Annotated in this window: 3 protein-coding genes and 2 pseudogenes; 3 read left to right on the plus strand and 2 right to left on the minus strand. The window is 57.1% G+C overall.

The annotated features are described in order from the left end of the window. Window positions 1–454 precede the first annotated feature (454 nt). A pseudogene (locus tag CC207_RS03685) lies at window positions 455–1,315 on the plus strand (IS66 family transposase); the annotation flags it as partial. Window positions 1,316–1,358: 43 nt separating this feature from the next. Here the strand turns inward: CC207_RS03685 and CC207_RS03690 are convergent. Then, window positions 1,359–2,234, minus strand: a complete 876-nt coding sequence (locus CC207_RS03690) for a LysR family transcriptional regulator (protein ID WP_069017341.1) — start codon at window positions 2,232–2,234, stop codon at window positions 1,359–1,361. 97 nt (window positions 2,235–2,331) lie between these two features. On the opposite strand from CC207_RS03690, the gene CC207_RS03695 reads away from it, so the two are divergent. Both CC207_RS03695 and CC207_RS03700 read left to right on the plus strand, forming a co-directional pair. After that, on the plus strand, window positions 2,332–2,832 hold the full coding sequence (locus tag CC207_RS03695) for a lactoylglutathione lyase family protein (RefSeq protein ID WP_028692302.1): 501 nt from the start codon (window positions 2,332–2,334) through the stop codon (window positions 2,830–2,832). Between the two features lie 113 nt (window positions 2,833–2,945). After that, window positions 2,946–3,742 (plus strand): annotated as a pseudogene (locus CC207_RS03700) (NAD(P)-binding domain-containing protein); the annotation flags it as partial. Window positions 3,743–3,765: 23 nt separating this feature from the next. Here CC207_RS03700 and CC207_RS03705 read toward each other — a convergent pair. Then, window positions 3,766–4,282, minus strand: a 517-nt coding sequence (locus tag CC207_RS03705) for an MFS transporter (RefSeq protein ID WP_143496059.1), incomplete at its 5' end; no start/stop codon positions are given.

The following is a 4,282-nucleotide window of genomic DNA, read 5'->3' on the forward strand; positions in this document are numbered from 1 at the left end:
TTCTTCGGGGTAACGCTGACGACTCATGGCACCTCCTATTTGGGCCTCATTATGAGGCTTGGAGGTGTCTACGAAACCAGGGGCGATTCAAGGTATTCGTTGAAACCCTCCCACTGGTTGGTCGCCATTACGTCCGCTTGAAGCTGGGCGGGAGCCTTGGAGTTATGCCACCGGCGTCATCACCACCTGTAGTCCCTACGTGGACACCTCTCATTTCGAAGGTGAGGTGAAATGCGTCCTAGGTAGACCAAAAACAGGGACTTGCCCCCGGGTGCGTACCGACTGGGTAATTGCATTCATTTGACCACCTGTTTGCATTCGACTTGACCAGTCGTTTGCGTTCAGCGCCGCCAGGCGCGCCTTAGCTCGGCAGGGCTTTGGTACTGATAGCGCGCTTCGTAGCGGCTCAGGTAGTCGATGACATGCTCGCATGAGGGGTAGCCATCCTGAACAGGCGGGGCAAACTGGCGTGCAACTCCAGCCACTGGTCGATGCACTGCGTGAAGCGGTGCTGAGCCAGGGCGTGATCAACGCCGATGAAACACCGGTACAAATGCTTGCGCCGGGCGAGAAGAAAACCCACCGGGCCTATGTCTGGGCCTACAGCACGACGCCGTTTTCGGCGCTTAATGCGGTGGTGTATGACTTCAGCCCAAGCCGCGCAGGCGAACATGCGCGCAACTTCCTGGACTCTTGGAACGGCAAGTTGGTCTGCGATGACTTCGCGGGCTACAAAGCCGGTTTTGAGCAAGGCATCACTGAAAGCGGCTGCATGGCTCATGCTCGCCGCAAGTTCTTCGACCTGCATGTCGCGAATAAAAGTCAGCTGGCCGAACAGGCGCTGCACTCGATTGGCGGTTTATACGAGGTTGAACGCCAGGCTCGGGATTTGAGCAACGAGGACCGTTGGCGAATACGCCAGGAAATGGCGGTACCGATCAGCAGCACACTGCATGAGTGGATGTTGGCCCAGCGCGATCTGGTGCCCAACGGATCAGCCACGGCCAAAGCCCTCGATTACAGCCTGAAACGCTGGGTAGCGCTGACGCGCTACCTGGACGATAGGGCTGTGCCCATCGACAACAATCAGGTCGAAAACCAGATACGGCCATGGGCACTCGGTCGCTCGAACTGGTTGTTTATCGGGTCGCTGCGCAGTGGCAAACGGGCTGCGGCAATCATGCGTCTGATCCAGTCGGCGCGTATGAATGGGCATGATCCGTATGCATACCTCAATAATGTGCTGACACGGCTGACTACGCAGCGGGCTAGTGAAATCGATCTGTTGCTACCGCATCAGTGGACACATCGCTAATTTGTGATTCATGGAAAAATGTTTGCTAGTAGGAGTTCCGCGCTTACATCTCTTTAATCTGAGTCTTCAGTTTTTGAACGACCAGCTCTGCCCGAGTAGATAGAGGCCATTCTGAGCGGTGTATCAACCATAGCGTGTCCTCGACTAATCGTGGCCCCTTAATTACCTGGATACTTTCCGCTCGTTGAAACGCCAACCGTGCATAGCGCGGTAGCACCGTAAAGCCTAACCCTCGCGCAACAGGCTCAAGAATCAGACCAATCTGGTTGGTAAAGCCACGACAGGGAAGACTGCCGATGCCCGACTCATCAGGGTAGTAACGACTGAGCAGTCGACTGCCCATCGCGCGACCATCAGGGTGATCGATGAAGCCTATGCGTCTCAGATCCTCCCAACCTTCGACTCGCTCCGAGGCAGGTGCGATCAGCTCCAGTGGCTCCTCGGTAAAGCGACTCACGCACAAGCGCGGATCGTCGGGCTTGAACGTGACAAGGCCTAACTCGAATCGATTATCCAGTACGGCTTCGAGCACCTCCTTATCAGGGGCAAAGCGTTGTCGAATAACTAGGCCAGGATGCGTCTGCTGAACGGTCAACAGCATGGGGTACAGCACCAGTCCAATGCTGCCGGGACAGATCAACCCGACGTCTCCGTGCTTGTCATCATGCTCGGACAAGCGTTGATACAGGCGCTGATCGGCTGCGCCAACCTCCTCGCAGTAGCTCACCAGCGCTCGCCCAGCAGGTGTTAGTTCGAGCTGGCGCGGGCGGCGTATCAATAACGGGCCAAGCCTCTCCTCGAGCTTCAGCACATGCTGGCTGACAGCGGCCTGCGTCAGGTCTAAGTGTTCAGCGCAGCGAGTAAAGTTACCCTGTTCGATCAGAGCAGCGAAGGTTCTCAGCCATTGTGGATTTAGCATAACAATCTCTTATCACTACCATAATCTGATGATCATTTTCATTATGGCTCCGCCTTCCTAGACTGGCCACCTCACCAACGATGAAGAGGTACAGGTTATGTCATCAGTTTACCCACGTAGCTTCTCCCACTTAGGCTTGTCGGTAACCGATCTGGACGCTGCGGTGAAGTTCTACACTGAAGTCATGGGTTGGTACTTGATCATGCCCCCGACTACGATCACCGAGGACGACTCAGCTATAGGCGTCATGTGTACGGATGTGTTTGGTGCCGGCTGGAGCTCCTTGCGTATCGCTCACATGTCCACGGGTGATCGGATCGGCGTGGAAATTTTTGAGTTCCGTAACGCCGAAAAGCCTCAGAATAATTTTGAATACTGGAAGACCGGCATCTTCCACTTCTGCGTCCAAGATCCGGATGTTGAAGGCTTGGCAGCCAAGATTGTTGCCGCTGGTGGCAAGCAACGCATGCCTGTGCGTGAGTATTACCCTGGGGAGAAGCCATACCGCATGGTCTACATGGAAGACCCGTTCGGAAACATCCTGGAAATCTATAGCCACAGCTACGAGCTGATTTATTCGGCTGGTGCTTACAAGTGACGACCAGCGGCCCAAGCTCACAGAGCCTGGGCCGCATCATGTCCAGCAACAGTCGCATAGTCACCACACAACCGGATATCTCTCAAAAAAGGTGTGACTACCGCCCGCTTACCTATCAGTTCCCTATTGAGCGGCCAGTACGGGTCACCTCCGTCGAGCGCCTGGGCGGTACATTGCGTGTCCATTCCGAGCGCGGGTACTGGGATGCTAAAGCAGTGGTCAGTGCCACCGGCACCTGGAGCAACCCCACTATCCCTGCTTATCCCGGTGCCGAGCTGTTCCGTGGCCAGCAGTTGCATTCAGCTCACTATGTTGAGCCGCAGTCGTTCTCGGGTAAGCGAGTACTGGTCGTCGGTGGCGGAAACTCTGGGGCACAGATCTCGCAGAGGTGTCCCATGTAGCGGATGCGACCTGGGTAACGCCCACCGAGCCACTCTTCCTGCCGGATGATGTGGATGGTCGAGTGTTGTTCGAACGGGCGACAGAGCGCTGGAAAGCGCAGATGGAGGGCCGTGTGATTGAGCAGCCAGTCGGTGGGCTGGGCGATACCGTGATGGTCCCGCCTGTGGTCGAGGCGCGTAAGCGAGACGTTCTTCATGCAGTGAGGCCTTTCGTTCGCTTCACCCCCGACGGAGTGGTCTGGGCAGACGGCTCGGAGACCGCAGCCGATGCTGTGATTTGGTGCACCGGATTCAAGCCGGCGCTGGGGCACTTGGCGAGCCTCGGGGTAGTCACTGGTGACGATCGCGTCGAAGTTTCAGGTACACGTGCAGTGAATGCGCCAGGCCTATGGCTGGTGGGTTATGGCGAGTGGACAGGCTCTGCATCCGCCACCTTGATCGGGTTGACCCGCACAGCCAGAAGCACTGTCGCTGAGATCGAGCAGTTTCTGGTGAAAGCGGAGGCTTGAGTGCCTCCGTTCTTACCCTGTGCTCAGTGGGTCTGCTGAGCCATCTCGCTATGTCTGGGCAACCCGATCGAGATGAGCGCAGCAGCCAGTACGAAAATGCTGGAAACCCACAGGCAGGCCTGCAAACCGTAAGCTTGGAACACCCAGCCTGACAGCAGTGTCCCGACCAGCCGCCCCAAGGCGTTGGACATGTAGTAGAAGCCTACGTCCAGCGAGACCCCATCTTCCTTGGCATAGTTGACAATCAGGTAGCTGTGCAACGAGGAGTTCACCGCGAACAGCACGCCGAACAGCATCAGCCCACCAAGCAACACCACCTGCGCCGACCAGCCTGCTGATAGGCCCACGGCAATAAGCGCAGGCAGTCCGGCCAGGGCGAGAGCCCAAATGAAGGCCGCTCGGCCGTCGGGCACATGACCACGCTTCTTGCCGGTGATGTGAGGAGCAAACGACTGGACGATGCCGTAGCCAATGATCCACGCGGCGAGGAAGCCGCCGACCAGCCAGAAGTCCCAGCCAAACGCGGTGCTCAGGTACACC

Source organism: Pseudomonas sp. DrBHI1 (assembly GCF_002205115.1).
GTDB lineage: Bacteria > Pseudomonadota > Gammaproteobacteria > Pseudomonadales > Pseudomonadaceae > Aquipseudomonas > Aquipseudomonas mosselii.

What these genes read in the sequence shown, in the direction of transcription:
- CC207_RS03690 (WP_069017341.1), bottom strand. Translation starts at nt 2,234, where the DNA reads ATGCTAAATCCACAATGGCTGAGAACCTTCGCTGCTCTGATCGAACAG.
- CC207_RS03695 (WP_028692302.1), top strand. Translation starts at nt 2,332, where the DNA reads ATGTCATCAGTTTACCCACGTAGCTTCTCCCACTTAGGCTTGTCGGTA.